21 protein-coding genes are annotated in these 26358 nt (G+C 57.4%); 16 read left to right on the top strand and 5 right to left on the bottom strand.

The window, feature by feature from the left end:
* The first annotated feature begins 29 nt into the window (after positions 1-29).
* From AB4Y89_RS06220 to AB4Y89_RS06210, 3 genes are all read left to right on the top strand, one after another.
* Positions 30-659: an FMN-dependent NADH-azoreductase gene (locus AB4Y89_RS06220; RefSeq protein ID WP_442300042.1), complete on the top strand. Its 630-nt coding sequence runs from the start codon at positions 30-32 to the stop codon at positions 657-659.
* 141 nt (positions 660-800) lie between these two features.
* Positions 801-1256 carry a nuclear transport factor 2 family protein gene (locus AB4Y89_RS06215; RefSeq protein WP_442300041.1) on the top strand — a complete coding sequence of 152 codons (456 nt, stop codon included), beginning with the start codon at positions 801-803 and terminating at the stop codon, positions 1254-1256.
* Positions 1253-2926 carry an FAD-dependent oxidoreductase gene (locus AB4Y89_RS06210; protein WP_442300040.1) on the top strand — a complete coding sequence of 558 codons (1674 nt, stop codon included), beginning with the start codon at positions 1253-1255 and terminating at the stop codon, positions 2924-2926. The genes AB4Y89_RS06215 and AB4Y89_RS06210 overlap by 4 nt, the downstream gene beginning before the upstream one ends.
* A gap of 342 nt (positions 2927-3268) precedes the next feature.
* On the opposite strand, the gene AB4Y89_RS06205 is transcribed toward AB4Y89_RS06210, so the two are convergent.
* Positions 3269-4255 carry a GlxA family transcriptional regulator gene (locus tag AB4Y89_RS06205; RefSeq protein ID WP_442300039.1) on the bottom strand — a complete coding sequence of 329 codons (987 nt, stop codon included), beginning with the start codon at positions 4253-4255 and terminating at the stop codon, positions 3269-3271.
* A gap of 152 nt (positions 4256-4407) precedes the next feature.
* Between AB4Y89_RS06205 and AB4Y89_RS06200 the strand changes: the two genes are divergently transcribed.
* From AB4Y89_RS06200 to AB4Y89_RS06180, 5 genes are all read left to right on the top strand, one after another.
* Positions 4408-5295 carry an NmrA family NAD(P)-binding protein gene (locus tag AB4Y89_RS06200; protein ID WP_442300038.1) on the top strand — a complete coding sequence of 296 codons (888 nt, stop codon included), beginning with the start codon at positions 4408-4410 and terminating at the stop codon, positions 5293-5295.
* Positions 5296-5344: 49 nt separating this feature from the next.
* A complete protein-coding gene (locus tag AB4Y89_RS06195; protein WP_442300037.1) occupies positions 5345-5839 on the top strand; it encodes a hypothetical protein in 495 nt (164 codons plus the stop codon).
* Between the two features lie 110 nt (positions 5840-5949).
* A complete protein-coding gene (locus AB4Y89_RS06190) occupies positions 5950-6273 on the top strand; it encodes a hypothetical protein (protein ID WP_442300036.1) in 324 nt (107 codons plus the stop codon).
* 33 nt (positions 6274-6306) lie between these two features.
* Positions 6307-7236 (top strand): NmrA family NAD(P)-binding protein, encoded by a 930-nt coding sequence (locus AB4Y89_RS06185; protein WP_442300035.1) that lies wholly within the window; start codon positions 6307-6309, stop codon positions 7234-7236.
* A 21-nt stretch (positions 7237-7257) separates the two neighbouring features.
* Entirely contained in the window at positions 7258-8181 is a 924-nt protein-coding gene (locus tag AB4Y89_RS06180) for an alpha/beta fold hydrolase (protein ID WP_442300034.1), read from the top strand.
* A gap of 241 nt (positions 8182-8422) precedes the next feature.
* On the opposite strand, the gene AB4Y89_RS06175 is transcribed toward AB4Y89_RS06180, so the two are convergent.
* Together AB4Y89_RS06175 and AB4Y89_RS06170 are read right to left on the bottom strand one after the other, a co-directional pair.
* Entirely contained in the window at positions 8423-10066 is a 1644-nt protein-coding gene (locus tag AB4Y89_RS06175) for an alpha-L-fucosidase (protein WP_442300033.1), read from the bottom strand.
* A gap of 11 nt (positions 10067-10077) precedes the next feature.
* A complete protein-coding gene (locus AB4Y89_RS06170) occupies positions 10078-11238 on the bottom strand; it encodes a hypothetical protein (protein WP_442300032.1) in 1161 nt (386 codons plus the stop codon).
* Positions 11239-11471: 233 nt separating this feature from the next.
* On the opposite strand from AB4Y89_RS06170, the gene AB4Y89_RS06165 reads away from it, so the two are divergent.
* The 5 genes from AB4Y89_RS06165 to AB4Y89_RS06145 all read left to right on the top strand — a co-directional run bounded on the left by AB4Y89_RS06165 (position 11472) and on the right by AB4Y89_RS06145 (position 18035).
* On the top strand, positions 11472-12173 hold the full coding sequence (locus tag AB4Y89_RS06165; protein ID WP_442300031.1) for an aspartate/glutamate racemase family protein: 702 nt from the start codon (positions 11472-11474) through the stop codon (positions 12171-12173).
* A complete protein-coding gene (locus AB4Y89_RS06160) occupies positions 12170-13441 on the top strand; it encodes an MFS transporter (protein WP_442300030.1) in 1272 nt (423 codons plus the stop codon). The genes AB4Y89_RS06165 and AB4Y89_RS06160 overlap by 4 nt, the downstream gene beginning before the upstream one ends.
* A 260-nt stretch (positions 13442-13701) precedes the next feature.
* Positions 13702-15459: a beta-L-arabinofuranosidase domain-containing protein gene (locus tag AB4Y89_RS06155; protein WP_442300029.1), complete on the top strand. Its 1758-nt coding sequence runs from the start codon at positions 13702-13704 to the stop codon at positions 15457-15459.
* 12 nt (positions 15460-15471) lie between these two features.
* A complete protein-coding gene (locus AB4Y89_RS06150) occupies positions 15472-16743 on the top strand; it encodes a ribulose-bisphosphate carboxylase large subunit family protein (RefSeq protein ID WP_442300028.1) in 1272 nt (423 codons plus the stop codon).
* A gap of 5 nt (positions 16744-16748) precedes the next feature.
* Complete coding sequence (locus AB4Y89_RS06145) at positions 16749-18035, top strand: four-carbon acid sugar kinase family protein (protein WP_442300027.1); 1287 nt, start codon at positions 16749-16751, stop codon at positions 18033-18035.
* A 45-nt stretch (positions 18036-18080) separates the two neighbouring features.
* Here the strand turns inward: AB4Y89_RS06145 and AB4Y89_RS06140 are convergent, their stop codons facing one another.
* A complete protein-coding gene (locus tag AB4Y89_RS06140; protein ID WP_442300026.1) occupies positions 18081-19304 on the bottom strand; it encodes an FG-GAP repeat domain-containing protein in 1224 nt (407 codons plus the stop codon).
* Between the two features lie 247 nt (positions 19305-19551).
* Between AB4Y89_RS06140 and AB4Y89_RS06135 the strand changes: the two genes are divergently transcribed.
* From AB4Y89_RS06135 to AB4Y89_RS06125, 3 genes are all read left to right on the top strand, one after another.
* Entirely contained in the window at positions 19552-20730 is a 1179-nt protein-coding gene (locus AB4Y89_RS06135) for a substrate-binding domain-containing protein (RefSeq protein WP_442300025.1), read from the top strand.
* 120 nt (positions 20731-20850) lie between these two features.
* A complete protein-coding gene (locus AB4Y89_RS06130) occupies positions 20851-24156 on the top strand; it encodes a carboxypeptidase regulatory-like domain-containing protein (protein ID WP_442300024.1) in 3306 nt (1101 codons plus the stop codon).
* A gap of 436 nt (positions 24157-24592) precedes the next feature.
* The gene (locus AB4Y89_RS06125; protein ID WP_442300023.1) at positions 24593-25105 is read left to right on the top strand and encodes a response regulator; all 513 of its coding nucleotides are present in this window, start codon (positions 24593-24595) and stop codon (positions 25103-25105) included.
* Between the two features lie 54 nt (positions 25106-25159).
* Here AB4Y89_RS06125 and AB4Y89_RS06120 read toward each other — a convergent pair whose 3' ends face one another.
* The gene (locus AB4Y89_RS06120; RefSeq protein ID WP_442300022.1) at positions 25160-26320 is read right to left on the bottom strand and encodes a substrate-binding domain-containing protein; all 1161 of its coding nucleotides are present in this window, start codon (positions 26318-26320) and stop codon (positions 25160-25162) included.
* Positions 26321-26358 lie beyond the last annotated feature (38 nt).

Below are 26358 nucleotides of genomic sequence, written 5' to 3'. Positions count from 1 at the left end.
CACAAAGGTAAGAACTGAGGCACCCCGTCATGTCAACGCTACTGAAAGTCGACGTCAGCTCGCGCGGCAACTTGTCCATCTCTCGGAGACTCAGTTCTCTGTTCCTCGAACAATGGAGAGAGGCTCATGCCGATTGTGTGGTAATCGAGCGCGATATCGCCACGACCAACCTCCCGTTTCTGGAGTTTCCGTGGATAGCTGCCAATCTCACCAGATCGTCAGCTCGAACCGAGGAGCAGAAAGCTCTTCTCGTGCCGAGCGATGAGTTGATCGCAGAACTCCAGAAGGCAGATGAATATGTGATCGCTACACCGATGTATAACTTCGGGATTCCAGCAAAACTGAAGGCGTACGTGGATCACATTGTTCGTAGTGGACTGACATTCACCATGAATGCAGATGGCAGTTATACAGGACTTCTGAGCGGCAAGAAGGCCACCGTCATCATAGCGAGCGCGGGCGAATACGGCCCCGACGTTCCTGCAGAAGGACTCGATACCTTGAAGCCTTATCTGCGGGAGATTCTAGGGTTCATCGGGGTGACGGACGTCACATTCATTCAATCCGGTTCCACTTGGAAAGTGGACAGTGGATCTCAACAAGCAGAGGAGCACATCGCGCCCTTGATAGCCGCGGTCAAACTTGCAGCCGGCGGATAAGCCGTCGATAACTCGCACCCTCCGTCGGCTCCAAGGTTGCAAATGTTGCAGCCTTGGAGTACACACCCAAGGGATCGTCAAGCCGCGAACGACGATGCGGTTAACGCAATTCATCGACAACAAGCACTTAGAAAGGACTCAATGGCTACCGCCAAAGAACTCCTGCTTGCATACATGGACCTGATAAGAAACCCCGACGAGGCAATCTCCCTCTTCGCTGAGGACGCCGCCATTGAGATTCCATACCTGGTTGAAGTAGGCCTGCCGGGGCAATTCAAGGGACACGAGGAGATTCTGAATTTCCTCAGACAGATCAATGCGCTTTTCCCAGATGTGGCTTTCATGAAGGTGCAGTTCTTCATGGAATCACCGAATCAAGTGGTGAGCGAATATGAGGTCCATTGCTCAGCGCCATCGACTAAAAGGCAGTATCACCAGTTGTTTTTCGGAAGGCTTGTGGCAGAGAGTGGCAAGATCAAGCTACTGCGCGAGGCACTCAACATCATCAGTGCGGCGCAAACCATTCTTCCCAATGGTCTGTCAGATGTCGCAGTTCAGCGAAGCGCCTCGCTGAAAGTGGCGGAGGAGACACAATGATTCGTGCGGAGGAATTGAAGAAGGTACCGATCTTTGCTTGCCTGACAGATGGGCAGCGCGAGCGTATCGCACAAAATGCGGCCGACCTGCGCGTCCAAAAGGGAGAGTGGCTCATCCGCGAAGGCGAGGTTCCTTCGTTCTTTGTCCTGCTTGAGGGAGTTCTCGAAGTGGAGAAGGAGTATGGCGGAACGAGTCAGGTGAGGGGACGTTACCAGCCTGGGGACTTTTACGGCGAGACCCCAATTCTGCTCGACTCACCAACCATCGCGTCGCTACGTGCGCACGCTCCTTCCCGCGTTCTTCGCATGGACCGGATGCAGTTCAAAGAGCTTCTCGACTCATCGGCGGAGTGTGCCAGTACCATCGTGCATACCATGACCCAGCGCATCACCGCGATCCGCGAGTACACGCAGGACAATAATCCCTTCCGGGTGTTGATAGTGGGTTCGCAATACGACGGCGAATGTCGGAACATTCGGACGTTCTTGTCTCTCAACCGGATTCCTTATGAATGGGTGGACAACGAACGCGATCCAGATCGCGTGCCGTTGTGCGTGATTTCTGACCCTTCAGGTCCATTCGTTCTGGTAGACGACTCTGCGATAGTCAGCCGACCGCTCACGACTCGCAAGGTTGCCGAGGCGCTTGGCCTTCACACAAATCCTAGAAAGAAATCGTATGACGTGGTTGTGATTGGAGGGGGGCCCGCGGGTCTTGCGGCCGCAGTCTATGGAGCATCGGAAGGATTGAGCGTTCTCTTAGTTGAAAAGACCGCTGCCGGCGGTCAGGCGTGCACCTCATCCCGTATCGAGAACTACCTCGGTTTTCCGAACGGCATCTCCGGTGAGGAGTTGGGCGCGCGAGCCGTGAAGCAGGCTGCTCGCTTTGGCGCGGAGATGGTGGTGACCCGCAAGGTTGTGACAATTGAGCCCACGTCCGACGGCTATTGCGTAGAACTCGATGGCGGAAGTCGATTGCAGACAAAAACCGTAATCCTGGCAACCGGAGTGGACTGGCGCAAACTCAATATTGAGGGAATCGATCGGCTCCAGGGAAAAGGCGTGGTGTACGGAGCCTCTCGCATGGATGCGCCATCCGTCGTCGGGAAAGACATATTCATTGTCGGAGGAGGCAACTCCGCCGGCCAGGCGGCCGTGTATTTTTCGAGCTATGCGGCGTCCGTGACGGTGCTCGTGCGCGGGGAGGGACTTGCACAGACAATGTCACACTACTTGATTGCCCAGCTGGATCAACGACACAACATAACAGTGGAAGCTTACACGGAGGTTGTGTCCGTCGACGGAGAAAACTCTCTCCAGTCGATCCATACTTCAATAAGCGGCGCGCCTCCCCTTGAACGCAGCGCGGACGCCCTTTTTGTCATGATCGGTGCAATTGCAAGGACCGATTGGCTTCCGGAGGCTCTTCAGCGCGACGCGAAGGGATTCGTTCTTGCTGGACGCGATCTTCCCGACTGGGAAGAACCCCGCGCACCGTTCCTGCTCGAAACCAGTATGCCCGGGATATTTTGCGCGGGCGACGTTCGCCATGATTCGATCAAGCGTGTGTCCAGTGGGGTTGGGGAAGGAAGCATGGCCATCGCTTTCATCCATCAGTACCTTGCTCTTCAGCAAAAGATAACCGAAAGTTCGCCGAGTCTGGCCGCCTAAACATAGTAGGCACAATGGATCCCATTCGTTCTCCTGTATCGTTCGCCCAGCCTGAGATGAGACATCTCCTGCTTTCTCTCGAAATGCTTGTATCCAAGAAACGCACGAGTCTCTGGGATTGCTTCTCGATTCGTGGTAAATCGCCAAATCACTCATCGACTCGCGAGATAACTTCCCATAAGCGGAGGGCTAATGCAAAGTCCTAGACGGGTCCGGCGGCTGAGACTACTTTCCCCGCGAAGCCGGTTTCACCGATAGTCGCCGAGGAATGAGTGTCGAACCGATTGTTCAATGGAAGATTCCTCGAAGGTTCATCATCGTGAAGTTCGTCGAGCCTGCCGTCTATTGCATTCTCCTTGGCCTTAGACCAGATGTTTGTGTATTCAGCATGTTCGCCGTGCGTTGAACGGCCTGTGGCGGCAGACCAAGGATTCGCAGGAAGGAACGCCGCATCCGGTCGCGATTTTCAAATCCATTTCTGCGAGCGATCTCCTCAACGGAGAAACGACCACCTTCCATCATCAAGCGAGCGGACTCTACACGTAGCAGCTCAACGGCCTTGGCAGGCGTTTGTCCAGTTTCTTCTTTGAAGGCCCGGCTGAACTGTCTCGGGCTTAAAAAGGCGACCTTCGCCAAGACCGTCATCGAGAGGGGCTTAGCCAGATTTCGTTTCGCGTAGGCAAGCACAGTCTGCATACGATCGGACGTCGCATCGAGATCGAGGAGGGTCGAATGCTGCGACTGTCCGCCTGCCCGGCGGTGATAGACGACCATCAACTTGGCGGTTTCTCGCGCCATCTCACGGCCAAAGTCCTGTTCCACCAGCGCCAGCGCGAGATCAATTCCGGCGCTCATTCCGGCCGAGCACCATACGGAACCGTCGGAGGTAAAAATACGATCGAGATCGAGAATTACCTTGGGATACTGTTGCCGGAACGACTTCGCGTGATACCAGTGGGTAGTCGCATGGCGTCCATCGAGTAACCCGGCTTCGGCGAGCACAAATGTGCCGGTGCATACGGAAGCGATGCGTACCCCTCGCTGGCCTTGGGCCCGCAGGTACTTTACCACTCCCGGAAGAGCACCACCGGAGGGATCATGCTCGCCCGCTACCAAAATCGTGTCGAAGGAGCGTCGCTTTAAGGTCTCCGTATGAATTCTGCTTCCAACCGAGGTCTCAACGAGCCCTCCACGTTCTGACACCAGCGTAATCTCGTATGCCGGATATCTGGCATGCAAGTTGGCCATCTCGAAGACAGCAGAGACCGCAAGGTTGACCGTCGATATCTGGGGATACAAGACAAAGCCGATTTGGTGCGGGCGTTTCACGCCTTCACCCTAGCAGAAAACTGCAGGATGTCCTAAAACGCCGGATTTATGACTTACCGCCGTGCGGGCGCGCTCCTAAAATCCGATCATGGAGACATCCCGAGAGTTTTCTGCATGCTTTCCTGCTAATGCATTGAGGGGAGATCGCAAGTATGAGCCGCAGAGTATTGATCGCTGGAGCAACTGGGGATACCGGCCGCGCCGCAGTTAAAGAGTCTCTTCGTCGTGGGCTGGATGTTCGCGCGATGGTACGCAAGATCGACGAACGCTCGGAAGCACTTGCTGCCCAGCATGCCGAAGTGGTTGTTGGCGACCTGCTCGATATCAACTCAATCCGCGCCGCGCTGGAGGGGGTCGATGCGGCATATTTCGTCTATCCGGTAGCCCCAGGCCTTATCGCCGCCACCGTCAACTTCGCGTTGGCTGCCAAGGAAGCCGGCACGAAAGCCGTTATCAACCTATCGCAACGCTCCCAGAACCGCGATTCGACCAGCGACTCCTGCCGCGATACCTACATCTCCGAACAGGCTTTTAACTGGTCGAATGTGCCCGTTATTCATCTGCGGCCAACGCTCTTTCTCGAATGGCTGCTCTATCCGTGGCAGATCGGATATCTGCAACACGGCATCCTTCGCATTCCAGGAGGCAAAGGCCGCCACTCTCCCATCGCCGCCGACGACCAGGGCCGCGCTATTGCAGCCCTCCTGAAGAGCCCGGAAAGTCATATCGGGACTGTCATCGATCTCTCTGGCCCGGTCGAGATGGACTATGAGCAGATGGCGGCAGAACTAAGCGAAGCGCTCGGCCGCAAGGTCGTGTATCAGGATGTGCCGATCGAGGAGTACGCGGCGTCTCTTACTGCGATGGGCCTTCCGCCCTATGTCGTTCAGCACTTCAGCGGCGCCATGCTCGACTACCAACACGGACACATGGCGGGCGCGGATAACAACATTGAAAAGCTGACAGGACAGAAGCCCATGACTGTAGGTGAGTTCGCACGCGTACATTTAGCCCAACTGAACCCAAGGAAAACGGCTTAGCTAAGGCGTTTCGACTCCGATCGCTTCTGGAACTTTTAGGAGATTGCAAATGAACACATTCACTCTATTTCACGTCGTGTTGAGTCTGGTAGGAATCGGCGCAGGATTCGTCGTTATATTTGGGCTGATCGCGGCAAAGCAGCTAAATCGGTGGACCGTGGTGTTTCTCTCGACCACGGTGGCAACGAGCTTGACCGGATTCCTGTTTCCTTTCCATAAACTCTTGCCCTCGCATGTAATAGGCGTCGTGTCGTTGGTGGTACTGGCAATTGCAATCCTGGCACGCTATGTCCGCCGTCTTGTCGGCGCTTGGCGTTGGATTTACGCAGTAAACGCCGTCATTGCGACGTATCTAAACGTTTTCGTATTGATCGCACAGCTTTTTCAAAAAGTGCCCGCCCTGAAAGCAACGGCTCCGACACAGTCGGAGCCCCCATTTCTGGTTACCCAGCTCGTAGTCATGGCTCTGTTCGTGGTGCTAGGCATCTTTGCGGCGAAGAGATTTCATACCGAGCGAGCGCGTGAAGCAGTGGCGATTGGTTAGTCGAAATTAAACCTGGGTAGGAGGACCATACAATGCGCAAATCTATCTACTCATTTGTGCTCGTTTTAGCGGCTTCGTTTCAGCTATTCGCACAAACACAGCAAGCTCGCATGCCAGCTCCGCCTACGACACACATCCTTGCAATTGGCCATTTCACCCGAACGCTGACGTCCGATGAGTGGGCAGCGATTATGCCGCATGAGGTTCCTGACACCCTTCGTCTCATCCTCGTGGGCAAGATTGATCAGAGTTGGCTCCGCCACGATCAGACGGGCGTCATCTTTCTGATGAACGTGACTGACGTAGATGAAGCTCACAAGATTCTCGAGAAGCTTCCCTTGGGGCAGGCGAAATTGATGGAGTTCGATTTGATTCAGGTTGGCCCCCTCACGCCGCTGGCCATGCTGTTGAACGATAAGCCTGCCGGCAAATAGCACGCCGGCATCAACCGAAACGAAGGTGCGAACGTGGCTGTAAAGAACAGCAACTACAACCTGCCTATCCTGGTGACCGGCGCAGCTGGACGGGTCGGCTCGGTGGGCCGCCTGGTTACAGAACAGCTTCTCGAACGTGGCTTCCGTGTCCGGGCCCAGGTGCGGGTGGACGATGACCGTGCGGCGGCACTAGGTTCGCTCGGCGCTGATGTCGTTGTGGGAGATCTCCTTGATCTTGGAGCTGCTCATCGCGCGGTGGAAGGATGTGAGCGTATTTACTGCGGTCTGTCGATCGCTCCCACCTATCTGGAAGCAGCAATCAATCTCGCGGCCGTCGCGAAGCACTACAGCGCCAAAGCCTTTATCAATATCTCGCAGATGACCGTCAAAGAGATGGACATCCATGCAACCACACCCAGTCCGCAACAGAAGCAGCACTGGCTGTTCGAGCAAGTTCTCTCCTGGTCCGGGTTGCCGGTTGTTGAGGTGCGACCAACAGCATTTCTCGAAGGGCTATTCCTGCAACTCGCGGGAGGCGTAGCAACGCAAGACCGGCTGCTGGCGCCGCTCGGCAACGGTAAGAACTCCGCAGTTGCGGCTTTTGACGTGGCACGATCGGTTACCGCCATCCTAAGCGATCCAGCAAAGCATATCGGAAAAACCTATCACCTCACCGGACCAAGCTCACAGGACATGCCGAGCATTGCGAAGGAGTTTTCGCAAGCTCTTGGTCGCCCCATCACCTACGTTGATGTGCCGCTTGATGTCTGGAAGGAGACGTTGTCGAAGATGGGGTTGCCGCCTCATGTGGTCTCCCATGTAGTCACAATGGCGGAGCTACATCAAGCGAATCGCTATGACAGGTATAGCGACGATGTCGAGACATTAACTGGCGTGCTCCCCATGGGCGTACGCGAATTCGTCGAGCGGAACGCACAGGCGTTTGCGCGAGTCTCGGCGTAGTGAGAACTGGAAAGGCTAGTCATGAGCACACATCAAAACACAGCGTTTCACGAAATGGCACCGGTTCTTGAACACCGCATCCCGCGCGACGGACACTCCCTCTACGCGAAGGAGTTTCCGGGACGGGGTCCAACGTTCGTCATGCTTCATGGCTTCCCGGACAATCATCACATCTACGATCCGCTGGGCCAATTCCTTGCCAACTCCGGACGCCATGTTGTGGCATTCGACTTTCTCGGCTTCGGCTCATCAGACAAGCCCCAAGGTTACGCCTACAGCTATGATCAGCAGCTAGCCGACCTCGATGCTGTTGTAGATCATCTCAACCTGCAGCAGATCGTGCCCGTCGGCCATGACTCAGGCGGATTTGTAGCCATCAACTATCTCCTGGCCCTTCCGGAGCGTATCGCTCACCTCTGCCTTTTGAATACCTTCTACACCAACACAGCGACGCTGCGGCCCCCGGAGCTGATCCAGTTTTTCGCCACACCCGGAGTGAATGCAATCGCGCAAAAGATGGCGGAAGACCCCGCCATGCTGGACTTTCTCCTGACCTTCCAGCAAAGCCAATTCAAAGCAGGCGGCAGCGGGACGCAGCAGGCCGTGATCGATGATCTGGTGCGACCGATCATCCAACAGAACTTCGCGCAGACACCCAGCGCCGCGCCCGCATTCGTGCAGCTTGCGGGTGGGCTCTTCCCGCAACTCGGAAAGAATGCGGCATCGCTGGCTCGCCTCAAGGAGATTGAGATCCCCTGCAGCATTATCTGGGGCGATGCGGACGCGTACCTGAACCTGGGCGTCGCAAAGGAGTTCGCGGCTACATTTCGCGGCGCTTCCAAGCACGTACTCGACGCAGGCCACTGGGTACAGCTCGACCTACCCGAACAGGTAGGCCGCCTCATGCTCTCCGAGGTGCGCGTTCAGGAGGTTGTTTCGCAATAACCTGCGTCCATATAGTGGTCTGAGGATCAGGGCGATCCATGTCTATTCACCCCTAAAAACTGGGTGCCCCATATCTCGGCTATGCCGAGATGTGGGTTTGAAGGATACCTGGATTTTCGTGATACCCATTCCCTATATCTGGCGATAAAGCCGCCAGATATAGGGCACCCGTCTCTACGGGGTCAGGAACCTATTCCATATCAAAAAAGAATCCTCTTCGCGACTCGGATTTGCGACACGCTTACTTACAGTGTGTATGGATACGCAATACGTAGGCGATATCGCCGAGGCCTTCAGCGGAGGACGGCATGGTCACGTGCATTCCGTCCGGCCGCTGTTGGAAGTTCAGGTTCGATTGCCCTCCCACCAGATCGACAGAGCACACCGCACCTGGAAGGTATGGATTTCCGGCGAAGAGTGTGTGGATGACGGTTTCAGATTGCGAAGGCCAGCCTAGAAGAGTGGCGTAGAGCAGCGGTTCTTTTGTTCCGTGCGAGACGGCGAAGCGGATGTCCTGAGCTGTGTAGCTCTGGATGTCGTTGTTCTTCTCGGTTGCGTTCTTTGCCGCTTTGGTGGGGCCTTCGCCGAAGACGGTAAAGGGGCGCGTGCCGTAGATACTTTCGCCGTTCACTCGTAACCAGTCCCCGATCTGCAGCAGAACCGTTCTGGCTTCTTCGGGAATGGTGCCATCGGCCTTCGGTCCAACGTTCAGCAGCAGGTTGCCGTTCTTGGAGACAGTGTCGACCAGTTGATGCACGAGTGACTTCGCCGTGCGGTACTCATCGTGCTCCGCGTATCCCCAGGAGTGAATCGAAACCGAAGTATCTGTCTGCCAGGGCAGCAGGCGGAGCGTGTCGAGCTTGCCGCGTTCAATGTCCAGGGTGGCGACGTTGGCGGGCATCGACTCCTGCTTGTAGGTAAGGACCGGTTGTTCGTGCCGTTCCGCACCGCGGTCGTAATAGTAGGCGGCGAACTGTTGCAGTGCTGGTTTGAAGGCCGGCTGACCAATCCACCAGTCGAAGTACATGAAGTCGGGGTGGTACTTATCGACGACCTCGGTTGATTTTGCCAGCCACTCGTTCAGGAAATCCTGGCTGGGAGGCACCCAGCGCTCCAGATGATCTGGATCAGGTTCTTTGTGATCATCCACGGCGCCACTTGCATCAGGCAGGTTTCGCGCGGATGCGGGACCGTACAGCAGGGATGTGGGCGGCAGTTCGTTTGTCGCAGCGGAACTCATGGCACGCACGTCGGAGTCGAAGGTGCGGCCAAGGCCGTACCACCACCAGTGCTCAGCCGTGTGCGAGGAGACACCGAAGCGCAGGCCATGTGCCCGCGTAGCCGTTGCGAGTTCGCCGACGATGTCGCGATGCGGCCCCATGGCCTTGGCGTTCCACGGCGTTACATCGGAGGCATACATGGCGAAGCCATCGCAGTGTTCGCCGACGGGAACGACATAGCGCGCTCCGGCTTTCTGGAAGAGGTCGACCCAGGCATTGGCATCGAAACGCTCCGCACGGAACATCGGGATGAAGTCTTTGTAGCCGAACTTGCTCTGCGGTCCGTAGGTAGCGATGTGATGTTCGTAGGCCTTGTTGCCCGGGACATACATATTCCGCGAATACCATTCATTGGCGAATGCCGGAACGGAGTACACGCCCCAATGAATGAAGATGCCGAACTTTGCATCCTGAAACCATGCGGGTGTGCGATAGACCGCAAGCGAGCCCCAGTCAGGTGCGAATGGCTTGGCCACTGTTGTGTAACGCTGCACCCGGCTGACCTGTGTTGCAACCGCCTTGTCGTGGGTTGCCTGTGTCTGAGCGGCAGCAGAGGCAACGATGAATGGCCAGGCTGCTAAACCAGCAATGGCCGTGGTCTTCAAAAAAGGGAATCTCACCATGGCTTGGACCGTGCGACGGCGACGCCGCGAATCTCATTGGGATATTTGCCCGAGACGGCGCAATAGAAGTGGTAAAGCGCACCATCGTGATAGATAAGCGATGGCTTGTGGGCGAAGGTTTCGTCGATGGACCCAGGTGCTCCGGTATCGATCAGGATCTCCGGCACCTTCTGGAAGTGAAAGGGATCGCGGCCTAAAGCGAGCAGTTCACGCGCGCGGCCCGGGCGTTCGTAGTTGAAACCGAAGTAGTACATCGCATAGGTCGAATCCAACTTCATGACGTAGGGGTTTGAAGCAAAGCGGCTGTCACGCGCGTCGGCCCCAGGAGCATTCGCGGTGAGTGGGCTTCCCTTGGGATAAGTTGCCGCACCCCGGGGACCATTCTGCAGCAGAGGATTGAGCGGCGATCGTGTCCAGTGCACCAGATCGGTGCTGGTCGCGACTCCGCTCCGCTCATGCCAGCCTCCGCCTTCATCTTTGGGCAGCGCCTCTGTCTTCGCGTTGTAGTACAGAAAGTAGGTCCGCTTACCCTGGTGCTCTTCGACAAAGAGGTCCGGACGGTACAGGCCGCCGCGTTCCCACGCCTCTCCTTCTTCAGGGCGGAGGATCGGTTCCGTAAGTGTCCAGTGGTGAAGGTCGCGAGAGCGCGCCAGGCCAATGACGGCGGGGCCAGACTCATAGCCGGCCGCGGGATAGGCATGCCAGGCTGCGAGATACTGGCCATTGACCTTGATTGCGTCGCCGCGTCCATGAAGGTTCTTGTCGCGCAGGATGGTGCTGATCGCAAGATTGAATTGTGTGTACTTCGAGTTTGGGTCGCGCGGTCCCACGTTCCCTTCGCGCTTCCATGTCACCAGATCGTGGCTGCTGGCGAGGCCGGTCTGATATCCGATTCCGTCGAAGCCGATGTACAACATGTAGAACTTTCCATCAGCGCGAAAGACGATTGGGTCATCGACTCCACGAGAGTCGAAGACCTCACTGCCGGCTGGAGCGTTACTCGGAATGGACGGATTCACTGGAGCGAGGACAAGCTTTGGATATTTGTAGGGTGTCCGAAACGGGGCGACCGGATCATCCTGTGCCATTGCCGCCGGAGCAAGTGCAGCGGCAGTTGCCATGGCGAGAAACTCGCGGCGGTTGGTGCGAATCATTGCATCTCCACAGTTCTCAGTAGAAGTACACGTGGGTTGCTCCGGGTGGCAAGTGCGACGATGATCCCTGTCAAAGCGATAGACCTTTTGCCTGTCCTCGGGCAGGATCGTTCCGCGAAACGGAATTCAAGAATGAATCATCCTGGAACGATTGTGGGATTTCTGCAACGCACGCTTTACATCCGAGGATGGGCAAGATAGAACCAGACCTACCTTTTGCAAGGAGTTTTCCCGTGTCCCAGACGCTCGCTCTGATTCATACCAGCCCTACGCTTACGCCCATCTTCGGCGCGCTGTGCGCGCAGCATCTGAGCGGGGTGAACGTCTTTCATATGGTGGATGAGAGCCTGATCAAGGACACCATCCGCCACGGCGCGCCACGGCGGGTGACGATGCGGAGGCTGTTGGCCATGTTGCAGTCGGCGCAGGATGCAGGTGCGGATGCCGTGATGGTGACCTGTTCTTCGATTGGGGCTGGTGTCCGCATTGGGCAGCAGGTGATGGATATTCCGGTGATCCGCGTGGATGACGCCATGACTGAAGAAGCTGTACGGCGGGGAAGCCGTATCGGCGTCATGGCGACGCTGCGCACCACGTTGGAACCGACGCTGGCGTTGCTACGCGATAAGGCAGATGCGGCGGGGAAGAGCGTAGAGCTGGTGTCGTCGCTCTGCGTTGGAGCATTCGAGGCCGTGCTCGCCGGCGATACCGCGACCCATGATCGTATTCTGTCGAAGGCATTGCTGGAGGAGATGAAGGACGTGGATGTTGTTGTGTTGGCACAGGCCAGCATGGCGCGAGTGGTGCAGGCCATTGGAGCGGATGCTTTGCCCATGCCTGTATTGAGCTCGCCTGAGCTTGCCGTATTGCGTGCTCGCGATGTGCTGCACGCTCGCGACGTGGTGCTGGGCAAGCCGGTGGAGGCTGCTGTTTGAAGAAACGCCACACGGTGCTGATGCTGTTGTGCATCCTCAGCATCATTACGTTTCTGGACCGGCTGGCTCTGCCGGTTGCCGAGAGCGGCATCCGCAGCGATCTTCATCTCTCGGAAGAGCAGTGGGGATGGGTGCTCGGAGCCTACATCCTGGCAAATGCCATCTTTGAGATTCCGTCCGGAGCCCTCGGGGACCGGCATGGACGGCGCAAAGAGCTCGCACGCATCGTCACCTGGTGGAGCTTCTTTACAGCAATGACAGGATGGTGCCGCAGCTTTCTGCAGATCACCGCATCACGCTTCCTCTTTGGTATGGGAGCTGCCGGAGCGTACCCGAATGCTGCCGGTGTCATCAGCCGCTGGTTCCCTAAAAAAGAACATGCGCGCGCACAGGGTTTCGTGTGGGGAGCCAGCAGGCTTGGTGGAGCGCTGGCTCCGCTGCTGCTTGTGCCGTTAGCGCGATCGGTGGGCTGGCGCGGAATCTTCTGGTGCATGGGCGCGATCGGATGGGTTTGGGTTGCCCTATGGCTGTTTCTGTTTCGTGAAAGCCCAGAGGCTAGGCCTGGCATCGACATCGAGGAGCTGATTGAGATCGGTTCCCCAACAGTCACCTCTGCCGGCTATCAGGGGGCAGAGCTGCAGGAGAAGGTTCCGTGGTCGCGGCTCTTCCGGCTGCCGGATCTATGGCTGCTATCACTGGCTTACTTCTGTTATGCGTGGGGTAGCTGGTTCTTCTTCGGATGGTTTACCACCTGGCTGGTGCGCAGCGCGCACTTTACCGTGGCGGAGATGGGTATCTGGGCATCGGTGCCTTTCCTGATGGGACTTGCCGGCAACCTCGCAGGTGGAGTGCTATCGGAATGGCTGGTCATACGCTTTGGCCGACGCAGAGCCTACCGCTGGGTGACAGCAATCTGCCTCGGCGTTTCGGCCTGCTTGTTGTATGGCATGACCGCAGTCCAGACGCACACAGGCATCATCGTTCTGGCGACAGCGGGCTTCGGTGTGATGGACCTGATGTTGCCTTCCGCCTGGGCCATGGCGATGGGGCTTGGCGGCAACTTCGGCGGTACCGCATCCGGCGTAATGAATACCGCCGGAAACCTTGGTGGCTGGGTGTGCACCATCGTCTTCGGTTACGTCGTAAAGTTTGCGGGAAACTACGATCTTCCGGTGCGAATGATTGCGGTCATGATCCTGCTGGCTGCGGTGATCTTCGCCCGCGTGGACTGCACACGCGGTCTGGAAACGGCCGACCACCTGGTATAGAACGACGTTCCGCATTCCGGAATCCTGTTCTGAATACCGGCACGCGCGGCAAATCACCTGCAGCGTGTTTTATCCTTCCGTTGCACAGCCAGGAAACGAGAGAGACCGTGAGCTTTAGAGCATTTTCCCCGTTGTTGGGTAGCCCGAAAGAGGAGTGCAGCGGCGTTTTCATTAGGGAAAACGCCCATAGATGCGGATGCCCTACTTCACAGCTACAGGGAAAAAGCTTCACCCGTCGAGAATTTCTGAAGACCTCCGCCATGACCGTCGCTGCAACGGCGATGAGCGCTGAAGGTGCGGCGGGTCAGAGCGCTGACCGTGCTCCGCTGCGCCAGTTGCAGTACAGCGAAGTGCAGTTGACCGGCGGTCCCCTTGCCGAGCAGTACTTCGCCCTCAAGGCACACTACCTCTCCCTCTCGAACGATCGCCTGCTGAAGGTCTATCGGCAGCGTGCCGGTTTGCCTGCTCCCGGTGACGATATGGGCGGATGGTATGACCGCGACGGCTTCGTTCCGGGGCACGGTCTTGGACAGTACATCTCGGGCATGGCACGCATGGGCGCGGCTACAGGAGATGGCGCGTGCCACGCCAAAGCCCATGATCTTGTCGAGGGTTTTGCGGCTACACTTGGACCGCAGAACGCCAGTATCCTCCGGCCGGAGACGAACCTCTGGACCTGTTACACCGTCGATAAGCACCTGGTTGGTCTGCTGGATGCGGGAGCGCTGTCGAAGGTTCCAGGGACGACGGAGCTGTTGAATCGCGTGTTCGATGGAGCGAAGCCTCTGCTGCCGGCACAGGGACGCGATCGCATCGGCAAGAAGGATCCGCCATACGACGAGACATACATCATGCCGGAGAATCTGTTCGCCGCGGCAGAGGCCACGGGGAATCCGGTGTTCCGCGAATATGCCGTGCGGTATCTTCTGGACCGCGAGTTCTTTGACCGGCTTGCCAGCAAGGAAGATCCATTCCCCGGCCAGCATGCGTACTCGCACGCGATTGCGCTCTCGTCCGGAGGTAAGGCGTATCTCTCGCTCGGAGATGTTAAGTATCGCGATGCCATGCGCCATGCTTTTCTGCTGCTGACGACGACGCAGCAGTTCTCCAGCGGCGGCTGGGGCCCAAACGAGACCTTCGTTACGCCTCATCGTGGTGAGCTGTATGCATCACTCGGCACCACGGTCGATCACTTTGAGACTCCCTGTGGCGCTTATGCTGCAACTAAGCTGGCGCGCTATCTGCTGCGTACTGGGGTTCCACAAGACACGGCCTATGCCGATAACCTGGAGCGCGTTCTCTTCAATACCATCCTTGGCGTGAAGCGGCCGGACTCAGAGGGGCGTTATCCGTATTACTCCACCTACTCTCCCTACGCGGACAAGGTCTACTACAAGCAGAAGTGGCCCTGCTGTAGCGGCACGCTGGTGCAGACCGTGGCGGACTATCCGCTCAACATCTACTTCGGTGCAGACGACGGTTTGTATGTCACGCTGTATACGCCGTCGCGCGTGCAGACCCAGGTGAGGGATGTTGCCGTTGTTCTAACCCAGGAGACACAGTATCCGGTCGACGATCACGTGGCCCTTACCGTAAATCCCTCCCGGGAGGCGACCTTTGCACTGCACCTTCGCATTCCTGGTTGGCTGCAGCGGCCCGCAACCATCCGCGTGAACGGAAAGGTGGAAACGGCCAATGCTTCTGCTGGAACGTTCCACGCGCTGCGTCGCCAGTGGAAGGCAGGGGACCATGTGGAGCTGATGCTTCCGCAGGAGTTCCGTACCGAAAGCATCGATGACCGAAACCCGGATGTAGTCGCCCTGATGCGGGGACCGATGCAGTATGTTGCGTTAAATATCCCCGCAGCCGAGGCACACGCAAAGCTGCCGCTACCATCCAATCTGAAGGCGGCGGGTCCGCAGGCCTATACCGAACGGTACGCGGGGCGGGACGCTGTCTTTGTACCGCTGTACCGTATCGACAATGAACGCTATACGAGCTATTTTTATCGCGGTTGAGGAGACGTCAGAGTGAGCACTCATCCGCGCATCTGCGCGCGTTACTTCATCGAAACAGCCTTTCCGCTGGAGCAGGCAGCCGAAATCATGGCCGGCGAGCAGTCCACTGGAACATTTCTTCGTGTTCCTGGAGAGACGGAGGCGTTGCGCGAGCGGTTTGCGGCGCAGGTCGAGCTCATTGCGGAGGTCGAACCGGTTGCTGCTCCGTCGTTGCCAGGCGCCGGAACACCAAAGGACTGGGATGGGGTTCGACGCATGGCCGAGGTCACGCTCTCATGGCCACTTGAGAATATTGGCCCCTCACTGCCCAATCTTCTATCTACGGTTGCCGGCAATCTTTCGGAGTTGAAGGCGTTCTCCGGCTTAAAGCTTCTGGATCTGGAACTGCCACCCGAATTCCTTTCGCGGTATCGGGGGCCGCAGTTTGGTGTCAGCGGCACGCGGGCTCTGACAGGTGTGTATGAGCGGCCGCTGATCGGCACCATCATCAAGCCCAGCATCGGAATGGATCCCGAAACGACAGCGGCACAGGTGCGTGTGCTGGCGGAAGCGGGTATCGATTTCATCAAGGACGATGAACTGCAGACCGATGGTGCGCACTGTTCGTTTACGGCTCGCGTCTCGGCCGTGATGCGCGTTTTGCGGGAGTTCGCGGAGCGGACAGGAAAGAACGTGATGTACGCGCCGAACCTGACCGGTGAGATCGACGAGATGCTGCGGCGTCACGACCACGTCGTCGCTGAAGGCGGACTGTGTGTCATGGTGAGCATGAACTCTATCGGCCTGCCGGCGATGAAGGTTCTGCGTGCGCACGCACAGGTTCCGATCCATGGGCATCGCAATGGCTGGGGGATGCTTGGCCGGTCGCCTGCCCTGGGGATGAGCTTCGTCGCTTTCAGCAAGCTGTGGCGGCTTGCCGGCATCGACCACACGCATGTGAATGGGCTTCGCAATAAGTTCTGCGAGAGCGACGAGTCGGTGATTGCATCTGCTCGCTCCTGTCTTACGCCGATGTTTTCCGCACCTTTGCCCGGCTGCGAGGTCATGCCAGTCTTCTCGTCGGGACAAAGCGCGCGTCAGGCGCCCGATACCTACAAGGCGCTTGGATGTACTGATCTGATCTATGCCTGTGGCGGAGGCATCATGGGACATCCCGGCGGTCCGGCCGCAGGTGTGCGCAGTCTGCAGCAGGCCTGGCAGGCTGCCGTTGAAGGTGTTCCTCTGGCCGAATTCGCGAGCCGCCATCAGGAGTTGGCGCAGGCGCTTGAGCTCTTCGGAGCCTAAGCTGAATGCGCAACCCGCTGCTTTATACCTATTACGGCGACGACTTCACCGGCTCAACCGATGTTCTGGAGCAGCTTGCCCGCGGTGGCATTCCTGCCGCTTTGTTCTTTGCTCCGCCGACGGCCGAGGATCTTGCATTGGCGCCTGGGCTCCGCGCTTATGGAATCGCTGGAGAGAGCCGCTCTCAATCACCCGAATGGATGAAGCAGAACCTTCCCGGGGTCTTTCGTTCGTTGCAGGCGGCGGGCGCTGCCATCACGCACTACAAGGTCTGCTCCACCTTCGATTCGTCACCGCAGGTCGGAAGCATCGGTTGTGCGATGGAGATAGGACGAGAGATCTTCGAGGGGCACACGGTTCCCATCGTTGTGGGCGCTCCTCATCTTCGTCGTTACGTGTGGCGGGGCCGCTTGTATGCTGCCGGCCCCGATGGCAGGGTATTGCGTATCGATCGACACCCGATGAGCCGGCATCCTGTGACGCCGATGCGTGAAGCGGACTTGCGGAAGCATCTCTGCGCGCAGACAACGCTGCGGATAGACCATGTGAGCTACAAGGATATTGGCAAAGGAGATGGATTCGCTGCCTTTGCGAAAGCCGAAGCTGCAGGTGCGAATGCCGTTCTCTTTGATACGGTGCGTCCATCGGAGTTAAGAGCGATAGGCAAGCTTCTCTGGCAGGTCGTAGGGCAACGGCAGATGTTTGCCGTTGGAAGCTCGGGTCTTACGGCCGCATTGGTAGAGGCGTGGCGGGATACGGGGCAGGATTCTGCTCCCAGGCCAGACACATCTTTACCACCGAAGATGCGAGGACCTCTCCTGGTTCTGAGCGGCTCATGTTCTGTCGCTACAGAACACCAACTGCGCTGGGCTTTCGCGCATGGCTTCGCCGGCATCGCCCTCCATCCAGAGGAGGTTATTGGAGATGCCGGCCGTCAGCGTGCCATCGTAGCTCAGGCGATTCAGTCCATACGGCAGGGAAGAGACATCGTGATCTATAGCGCGATGGGGCCGGTTAGCGCGCCGGCATCGGGATCAAGCCTCGGCGAGTCCCTCGGTGTCATGATGCGCCAGATTGTGCAGGCTACTGACATCTCGCGCGTTCTCCTCTGCGGTGGCGATACCAGCTCGCACGCGGTTCGGCAGCTTGGACTCAGGGCACTTACCTGGCAAGCGAATCTTCATACCGGCGTGCCTCTTTGCCGCACGCATGGCGCACTCGACATCGAACTTGCGCTCAAGGGCGGGCAGATGGGCGATGAGGATTTCTTCCAGCTCGTGCGTGACGCCTAGGGCGTGTGTCATGAAGCTGTTACGAACCCTTCGGCTTCACGAGAGTTAGTGACCACCGCTCGGTTTCGTGCTGAACCAGATGCCATTGGGAGCATCGGAACGCGCCGCCACGATGTCTGGCCAGCCGTCTCCATCGAAGTCGGCGAAGGCCAGGCCGTATACGGTGCCTTTGCCGTCGTTCCAGGGGACCTCGTGGAACGTGCGTCCTTGCCCGTTGTTGAAGAATATCGATCCGGGCAACTCCACGTAGCCCACGATGATGTCTGGCCGCTTGTCACGATTCAGATCGGCGATCGCCAGGCAGTACGGAGCCCGGGCGGGGCCGGGAAGCCTGACCGGTTCTCCGAACTGGCGTCTGCCGCGATTGAAGAGGATGAAGGAAGCCTTCAGGCGTTCATCGATGATCGCGAGATCCAGCCGCCCGTCGCCGTCGAGATCGCCAGCTGCTCCCATGCGAATCCAGGCTTCGGCTGCGCCGATCTTGGTCGAGGTGGGGAAGTGTCCCTTGCCGTCGTTCCAAAGCACGATGCTTTGGCCGCCATCGCGATGAGGGACGAAGAGATCGAGCGCTCCATCGCCGTCGAGGTCAGCCGCGACGATGGACGTTGCCGATTCTGTTGGAAGCGCTTCGCATGCGGGAAAATGGCCCTTGCCGTCGTTGAGGCAGATGTAACTCGGAGTGGGGTTCTGTGGGCCTTTTCCGGGTTTTCCGTCTACCAGGTCCGGATAATCGCCGCGGTTGGCAGCCACGATGTCCGGATAACCGTCGCCGTTCAGGTCGGCCAGGGTCACGTAACGCGTCGCCCAGTTGGGGCTGCCAAATGTACCGGCCTCGGTGAAGTGCCCTTTGCCGTCATTCAGGTAGACCAGTTTGCGATCGGGTGCGTCGTTGCTGACCACGATGTCCAGGTGGCCGTCACCATCGACATCGGCCAGCGCCGCCGAATAGGTGCGGTCGGGCGCAGTTCCCAGATTATTGGCGGTGAAGCTGCCATGGCCATCGTTCAATAGCACGCGGTTGAAGAGCGGCCAATGCCGCCCTTTGCCAAGAACGATGTCCGGCAGGCCGTCTCCGTTGAGGTCACCCACGCTGACTCCGGCCGAGGTTTCACTCTTTTCTTCAAGCAGCAGAGCGCGATCGAAAGAACGCCGGACCGGGGTCGATGCCGGCTGCGCCTGGGCCAACAGAACACTTGCAAACAACAACACCCATCCTGGCGAGGCTATCTTCTTATCGTTGATGCGCAGGTTAAGAACAGGCTTGGACACGATTGTCTCCGGAGAGCGGTTTTGTAACGAGATCAGTAGATACAGTCATCTGATCTTTCGCAAGACTTTGGAACTTCGTAAATCCTCGACTGGCAGGGATTGGAGTCATACCCGGAATTCCGCATTTCGGAATATCCACACTGATTCATCCTTGCCGCAATGGTTCTGATCCTCGTACTCTGCCGAGTGTACTGGAGCGCATTCCGAAATCCGGAATACAGAGATCCAGTCTTAATGGAGTTGTGACTTGAGCCCGCCAAGACATCTGGAGCGTCGATCAAATGTGCAGACCAGCCGCCGCAGCGATCGCAACGAGTCACAGACCGTCCTTCGTGCATGCGAAGTACTAAAAGCATTTAAGAGTCTTGGCGAAGAGCTCACGCTTCTGGAGGTAATGGAGCGCGCGCAACTTCCCAAGACCACGGCCTTCCGGCTGCTACGTACTCTCATCCATGGGGGCCTGCTGGAGCGCGTCGGCGCCGGCGTCTATCGCAATCGCTTCGGCCCTGTTACGGGACGCAGATATCGAATTGGGTTTGCCACGCAGGGAGTGACGGAGTTCTCACAGGAGGTGCTGCGCAGCATTGAGACCGTGGCTGCGCGAGAGAATGTTGATCTCATCACGGTCGATAACCGCTACTCCGCCCGTGAGGCACTACGCAATGCCGACTTCCTGATCCGCGAGGGCGTAGACCTTGTCCTGGAGTTCCAGACTTATGAGCGCGTGGCTCCGGCTATCGCGTCCAAGTTCCTTGAAGCAAAGACGCCGGTCATCGCCATCGAGGTTCCACACCCTGGAGCTACCTACTTTGGCGCTAATAACTACAAGGCTGGCGTGATCGCCGGGAAAGCCCTGGGACGTTGGGCAAACGATAACTGGAACGGCCGCGTAGACCGCGTCGTTTTGATGGAGCTTCCGATTGCCGGCTCTCTGCTTGAATTGCGCGGTACCGGCTTTCTGCATGGCCTTCAGTCCGAACTCCCGGAGATCGCCTCTGCATCCGTTGTTCATCTGAATGGCCGTGGCGATTTCGAACAGGTGCAGGAGATGTTGCGGAAATATCTGCGTAGAGCCCGTGCGAAACGAACACTCGTCGGCACCGTCAACGACATCTGTGCCCTGGCGGCTGTTCGCGTATGGGAAGAGTTTGGTGCCGAGAAGACCTGTGCTGTTGCCAGTCAGAACGCCACGCCTGAGGCCCGAGCCGAACTCCGTCGTCTGGGGACGCGGCTCATTGGTTCGGTCGCGTACTTCCCAGAGAGATATGGCAACTACGTCATTCCTCTGGCGCTGAATCTTCTTCGTAATAAACCGGTTGCTCCTGCGGTGTTCGTAAAGCACCAGTTTCTGACCTCGAAGAATGTCGATTTGGTTTATCCATTGGACACTGGAGCGAAGCTCAGGCGCCCTCGACTGAACTCGTAAAGAGGGATGTATCCTGCGCATCAAGTCCCGCGTTGCTGATTGCATAAATATGCATCAATGCAAGAAAAGGTTGACAGGCGCTGAGTTCACTCCTTAGCATTCACCTTCGTTATGAAGATCATGCAAGCTTCTCCCTGCGAACGCCTGTTTCGGAACGCCTCCTTGCTGTTGATGCTGTTCGTTCTGACGTCAACGTGCTCACTCGCGCAAGGTTTGGGCCGTATCGTCGGCCTTGTCACGGATAAGGACTCCGCGGCAATACCGGGCGCACGCGTTAAAGCAACACAGGTCACGACGAACACGCAGACAGAGACCGTGACGAACAGCGATGGGGGATTCGTCTTCCCGTCTCTGCCGCCCGCTACGTACAAGATCAGTGTGGAGGCCGCAGGCTTTTCGACCTACACGAACAGCTCGGTCACGCTGCTTGCAGACCAGACCGTCACTCTGAATGCGGCACTCTCCATCGGTCAGACATCGGAGACGATTGAGGTAAGCTCTGCCGCGCCGCAGGTTGATACCAGCACAGGCACCATCTCTCAGGTCGTGAATGAGCGGCAGGTGAATGAGCTGCCACTGAATGGCCGTAATGCCGCACAGCTCACAACGCTGACGCCTGGGGTCGTGGCCGCACCCAGCGGCGCAGCCGACCAGGGGAACACCAAGACCTTCCCGGCAGCGGTGACGATCTCTGCCAACGGCACCCGCGCCAACCAGACGAGCTATCTACTGGATGGCGGCAACAACGTGGATGAGTACACCAACGTCAACGCGCCGTTTCCGTTCCCGGATGCACTGCAGGAGTTCAGCGTACAGACCAGCAACTACACGGCGGAGTACGGTCAGAACGCCGGCGCTGTGGTGAACGTCATCACTAAGGGCGGCAGTAACAAGTTTCACGGCAATCTCTTCGAGTATGTCCGCAACCGGGTCTTCAATGCACGCAACTACTTTCAAACCGCTGTCGACCCGCTGAAGCGCAATCAGTTTGGCGGCACGGTGGGTGGCCCTGTGGGGCTGCCCGGACTTTGGCAGAGCAAATCGTCTTTCTTCTTCTTCGGGATGCAGCGCACCATACTGCACACGCAGAACGCGCCCAGTTCGTCTACCGTACCAACGACCGCAAATGTTGCAGGCAATCTGCCGGTGTTGAGCGGTCAGGCAGGCATCACCAATCCATTCAATAACACCTTCTACCCGGTGAATCCTGCTACGGGTGCGGCGTTTGTGAACCCGTCCAACTTCGATCCTGCATCGCTGGCGTTGCTTTCCCATGTTGCAGTCGCCAATATCACCAGCACCGCACCGGTCACGCTGAACTTCATTCGCCCGGTCGCGCAGGACTTCCTTGAATACGTGGCCCGCTATGACCAAAACCTTGGCAAGAAGGACCGCTTTACCGCGCGCTACTTCCTGGACAAGTTTTCCAATGCCGGAGTGCTAAATCTCAGCAACCTGCCCACCTATTCCGACGGTTCCAACATTGATTATCAGAACGCACTGATCTCTGAGACGCACACCTTCACGGACAACCTGCTGAACAACTTCATTCTCAGCTACCAGCGTGGTTACGCAACCCGTGGGCCGCTCTCCGGCGGCATCAACATGAACGACCTGGGCGTGAATGTATGGCAGCCTGGGTTCAAGTCGATTCAGAGCATCAGCGTGGCGAGTTACTTTTCCGTGGGTGATAATCCGCACGCGGACTTTCTGCGCTCGAACATGACGCTTGCTGACGATGTGCGCTGGGTGAAGGGGCATCACACCATGGCCTTCGGCTTCCATGGTGAGATGGCAAAGGTCGATGTGGTAAACCAGAACGGTCAGCCCGGCACCTATGGCTTCACCGCAACGAACGGCAATACGGCTCTGACGAACTTCCTCTTCGGCTATCTGAATACGTTCTCGCAGAGCTCCGGCCAGTTCCAGCAGAACCGCGCGAAGTTCATCGGTGTCTATGCGCAGGATAGCTGGAAGCTCAACCGGCGCCTTACCTTGAACTTCGGTGTTCGCTATGAGCCTTACCTGCCGCTGCATGAGCGTGGGCTGCGCATGGGGCAGTTCAATCCTGCTGCGTATGCCGCGGGCCGGCGATCGACAAAGTTTCCCAACGCTCCCGCAGGTCTGCTGTTTGCCGGCGACTCCGGTGTTCCTGTCGACGGTATTCGCCCTGTCTATACCAACCTGATGCCCCGCGTCGGATTTGCCTATGACGTCTTCGGCAACGGAAGAACCAGTATCCGTGGCGGCACCGGAATGTTCTATGACACGCGCTCGAACGGTCTCTTCAACAATGGCTGGATCGGCAGCGCTCCATTTGTGACAACTGTCAGTCTGAACCCTGCAGGAACGCATTTCTCCAATCCGTATGGTTCAACCACCAATCCATTCCCGGTCTCAACGCCGAACGGAGCGTTCATTGGAACGATTCCGGTTATCACCTTTGATCCTTCCGGCAACTTCAAAGTGCCGCTGACCTATGCCTGGAATCTCGCGTTTGCACAGCAGCTCACCAACGGCCTAAGCATGCAATTGGCTTATGTTGGCGGCCACGGCAGCCATATCTTCACTTCGCCTGAGATCAATCCGGCGGTCTACACCAGCTCCGCCACCACATCGAACACGAACGCCCGCCGTCCCTACCAGGGCTTCTCGACCATCAGTCTGACCGACATGGGAGGCAACTCGTCGTATCACTCGATGCAGGCGACGCTGGATGAGCGGCTCTCCCACGGCCTGAGCGTTACGCTCAACTACACCTGGTCGAAGTCTCTGGACAGTGTGCCGAACGGTGCGGCGACAACCAGTGCTGGAGCTGGACAGAGCTTTGTCCTTCCGGTTTACCTGCCGAACTATAAACGGCTTGATGTCGGCCCCTCGGATTTCGATCACCGCAACGTCGTTACGGCAAAGTACGTGTGGGTCTTCCCGTCGATCGATAACGGCTGGGCGCCGCTGCGCGCCATCCTGAACGGATGGCAGTCGTCCGGGCTGGTAAGTGCTCGGACCGGCGATCCCATTACGCTTGCGCTGGGCCAGGACGTATCGCTCACAGGCATCAATCGCGATACGCCCATCCTTTCCGGAAACGCCTATGGCGGGAACGCGTGCAATGGGGTCACGACATCCTGCAAGAACTGGCTGAACTTCTCAGCCTTTACTACACCGGCGAAGGGAACCTTCGGCAACGTCCGGAAGAATACCTTTTCCGGTCCAAACTTCGTGACCTTCGATACCTCGCTCACGCGCCACTTCAAGATCAGGGAGCATACGGACTTGCAGTTCCGCGCCGAGTACTTCAATCTTTTCAATCACACCAACTTCAACACGCCTTCGAACAATCTCAGTAACGCATCAACCTTCGGACGGATTACGACGGCGAACGATCCGCGTATCGGACAGCTTTCCATGAAGCTGGCGTTCTGACCTTCAGGAAGAACGTGAAAGGCGCTCCTCATAGGAGCGCCTTTTATTTTCATAGGATCGAGCGAAGGTGAGTCATGAAGGATCGGGGTCAGGCTGCCGGCTCGCGTTTCTGTTCGTCAGGCTCCGACTCCTGTTCTTTCTCAGTCTCACGAATCTTTGCGATCTCCAGTTCCGTGATCATTCGGACGATGGAATGCCGAAGCTCTACCACCGCATTGTCATGGGGGGAAAGACCTAGCTTCTGCTCTACCCGCGCGAGAGTAGAGCGGAGGATTTCTATGAGACCTGGAGCTAAGGACGCCACTTCAACGCGTTAGATGGTGGGGAACGCCAATAAGCTGTCTCACCTCGTTGGATATCCGCGAATTCTGCTAAACGCCTTGCTGACATATGTTTAGCGAGATCAATCGAAGAGCATCCTGAGGGATCTCAATGTGTGGCTATTGGCAAGCTAATTGCTCAACCATACATAGACCGCGTTGATAAATCACAGAAAATGCGCGGCGTAAGACGAAAGGAAGTTCTTTTGGCACGAACTTTTTACTCGCTTCTCCCGCCAAAAGACGGAGGTGTTATGTCCGATCAGCATGTCTCTGTCGTTTTCGTCGTGGATGATGAACAGGTTATCTCCGAGTCGCTTGCTATCATTCTTCGTCGTGAAGGATATGATGCGTCATACTTTACGAACCCATTGGAAGCTCTGGAGCGTATGAAAATATCGCCCCCCGACCTCCTCATCAGTGATGTCATGATGCCCGAGATCTCAGGCATTGAACTTGCGATCCAGGTGGCAAAGATATATCCCCGCTGTAAAATTCTTCTCTTCTCTGGACAGGCAGCAACGAGCGATCTCATGAATGACGCCCGCGCACAGGGCTACTCTTTTCAATTGCTGACAAAACCTGTCCATCCAAGGCAACTTCTGGAGGAGATTGCCACCCTGCAATGATGGTGTTCCTGACATTCAGCAGAGGTTGCTCGATTAATATGCTATGAACGAAGGTCATCGTTTGCTATAGAGGAGCGAATCGGAGTTGGCCATGCTGATTTCGTGATCGTTCGGATATGCAGCATCCACGTTGCCGGGATGGATCAGCCGATGCTTTACGAAGGTTGCGGCTGGTACCTCCCGTCCGTGGATCATATCCATGGCCAACTGAATCACGGCCTCCCCATACTTTTCTGGAAAATAGCCGACAGAGCCGATGAGCCGCGAGCGCGGACGCCGCATCTCTCGTCGTGCCTCAATGCTGGCGTTGTGTCCCACCGCCAGGCAGTCCTGTGAGCGGCCACTCTCTTCCAGTGCCTGCAGCGCACCGAGACAACTCGGATCGTTCAGGCCCGCCAGCAGTATCTTTTTGGCGCGGCTTCGCCTCAGGTGTTTCCTCATGGCTGCGAGGCTTCCCTCGAAGCGGCCGTTCCCGTCGAGAAAGACTGCTTTCTCCTCTGGAAACCGTGGAAGAATCTCGCGCAGGCCGGCGAGAGTTGCGGTCATTCTCGACCGAGGCAGCGGTCCGGCAACGGGCAGCTCCATCAATACGACCTCGTCGACAATGCCTTGCCATTGCTGCAGACATGCCTTGCCCAAAGCGCGCCCACTCAGAATGCCGGCCCTGTAGTTGTCTGCTCCATAGTAGGTAGCGCCGGGATGCGGCACCTCGATGGCAATCATAGGGATCCCTGCTTCGAGAATCTTCGCGGCTACGAGTGAGGCGCTCTGATGATTCGTCTGGAACTCGATCACGAGGTCCAGATGCTCCCGTACAAAGGTATCCGCGTTGCGCAGCGCTGCCTTCGGTGAATAGTGATTGTCCAGCACCAGAAGCTCGATCCCTGCGTGGTAAGCGCTGCTTCGAATGCTGTCACAAACCAGCCGGGAAAACGAAAACTCCTCTGTCTGTGACGCATAGCCGATACGAGGCTTCTTGATGCCTGCGAGGACGACAGGGCGATAGCTGTTTTTGGAGATACGCTCGATCATGCCGCACCCAACCAGCGTTGACAGCAGACGGTAAGCGCTTGGCCTTGGGAGAGACGTATTCCTGCAGACGGCGTCGAGGCTTACGTCTCCCGACGATTGTTGAAGGTATTTCAGGATCTCGCAGGCGCGTATAACCGACTGCACAGCGCCGTTACGCGTGGTGGGCTCACGTTTTGAGGGCATTGGAGATTCTTCCGCAGTGCAAAATATCATGCTGCGAA

Origin of the sequence: Terriglobus sp. 2YAB30_2 (assembly GCF_052114765.1) — a bacterium.
In the GTDB taxonomy this organism is placed as follows: Bacteria; Acidobacteriota; Terriglobia; order Terriglobales; family Acidobacteriaceae; genus Terriglobus.
Note: the sequence above shows the minus strand (reverse complement) of the source record. Positions and strands in the feature narration are given on the sequence as shown.

Bases quoted from the DNA above. Each gene is read 5' to 3' on its own strand.
- AB4Y89_RS06220 (WP_442300042.1), top strand. From the start codon at position 30: ATGTCAACGCTACTGAAAGTCGACGTCAGCTCGCGCGGCAACTTGTCC.
- AB4Y89_RS06215 (WP_442300041.1), top strand. From the start codon at position 801: ATGGCTACCGCCAAAGAACTCCTGCTTGCATACATGGACCTGATAAGA.
- AB4Y89_RS06210 (WP_442300040.1), top strand. From the start codon at position 1,253: ATGATTCGTGCGGAGGAATTGAAGAAGGTACCGATCTTTGCTTGCCTG.
- AB4Y89_RS06200 (WP_442300038.1), top strand. From the start codon at position 4,408: ATGAGCCGCAGAGTATTGATCGCTGGAGCAACTGGGGATACCGGCCGC.
- AB4Y89_RS06195 (WP_442300037.1), top strand. From the start codon at position 5,345: ATGAACACATTCACTCTATTTCACGTCGTGTTGAGTCTGGTAGGAATC.
- AB4Y89_RS06190 (WP_442300036.1), top strand. From the start codon at position 5,950: ATGCCAGCTCCGCCTACGACACACATCCTTGCAATTGGCCATTTCACC.
- AB4Y89_RS06180 (WP_442300034.1), top strand. From the start codon at position 7,258: ATGAGCACACATCAAAACACAGCGTTTCACGAAATGGCACCGGTTCTT.
- AB4Y89_RS06170 (WP_442300032.1), bottom strand. From the start codon at position 11,238: ATGATTCGCACCAACCGCCGCGAGTTTCTCGCCATGGCAACTGCCGCT.
- AB4Y89_RS06155 (WP_442300029.1), top strand. From the start codon at position 13,702: ATGACCGTCGCTGCAACGGCGATGAGCGCTGAAGGTGCGGCGGGTCAG.
- AB4Y89_RS06145 (WP_442300027.1), top strand. From the start codon at position 16,749: ATGCGCAACCCGCTGCTTTATACCTATTACGGCGACGACTTCACCGGC.
- AB4Y89_RS06130 (WP_442300024.1), top strand. From the start codon at position 20,851: ATGCAAGCTTCTCCCTGCGAACGCCTGTTTCGGAACGCCTCCTTGCTG.
- AB4Y89_RS06120 (WP_442300022.1), bottom strand. From the start codon at position 26,320: ATGCCCTCAAAACGTGAGCCCACCACGCGTAACGGCGCTGTGCAGTCG.